This is a genomic window from Mycobacterium sp. 852002-51971_SCH5477799-a (assembly GCF_001667145.1).
Lineage (GTDB): Bacteria > Actinomycetota > Actinomycetes > Mycobacteriales > Mycobacteriaceae > Mycobacterium.
Genome location: NZ_LZIF01000045.1, coordinates 1 through 955, shown reverse-complemented (window position 1 = coordinate 955; position 955 = coordinate 1). Strand labels below are relative to the sequence as shown.

Annotated in this window: 1 protein-coding gene; it reads right to left on the bottom strand. The window is 68.8% G+C overall.

From position 1 onward, the window contains the following. Positions 1-955, bottom strand: a 955-nt coding sequence (locus A5753_RS05225; RefSeq protein WP_156655951.1) for a phosphopantetheine-binding protein, incomplete at both ends; no start/stop codon positions are given.

The following is a 955-nucleotide window of genomic DNA, read 5'->3' as shown; positions in this document are numbered from 1 at the left end:
CGGCCGGCCAGCCGCGGGCATCGATGACCTCCCAGCCCACCGCGGCCGACTCCGCGGGCACCACCACCTGCTCGGGGATGCCCTGCGGGGCGCAAAACACCGTGCGCAGCGATTCATGCCGGCCCACCACATCGGTCAACGCCGCACCCAACGCCGCGGCGTCCAAGTGACCGCGCAGCCGCAACGCCGCCGGAATGTTGTACACCGCCGAGGGCCCCTGCAACTGATCGATAAACCACAACCGCTGCTGGGCAAACGACAACGGCACCACCGCCGGACGCTCCTGGGCCACCAATGGCTCTACCTGGCTCGTCTCTGCGTTGATAAGCAGAGCCAACTGGGCAACAGTGGGTGCCTCGAACACCGCCCGCACGGAAAGACCCGCATCCAGGCCTCTGTTGATCGCGGAGATCAGGCGCATGGCCGACAGCGAATCCCCACCGAGCTCAAAGAACGAATCATCAACTCCGACCCGCTCGAGTCCGAGGATTTCGGCATAAATGCCGGCCAGGATCTCTTCGACCGCGCTGACTGGGGCGCGGTACGCCACACCGGTGTAGTCCGGGGAGGGTAGGGCGCGGGTGTCGAGTTTGCCGTTGGCCGTCAACGGCAACGCGTCAAGCGCCACCACCGCGGCGGGCACCATATACTCGGGCAACCGCTCGGCCAGCGCGGCGCGCGCCGCGACCGGGTCAGCGGCCCCGGTGATGTAGCCGACCAGCCGGGGGGTGCCGGGCTGGTCCTCGCGGGCGATCACCACCGCTTGTTCCACCCCGTCCAGCCCGGTCAGGGCGGCCTGGATCTCGCCCAGCTCGATCCGGTAGCCGCGGATCTTGACCTGCTCATCGGCGCGGCCCAGATAATCCAGCTGCCCATCAGCGCGCCAACACACCAGATCCCCGGTGCGATACATCCGCTGCCCCGGCGCCGCGGGCCCGGCGAAGGGGCAGGCCAC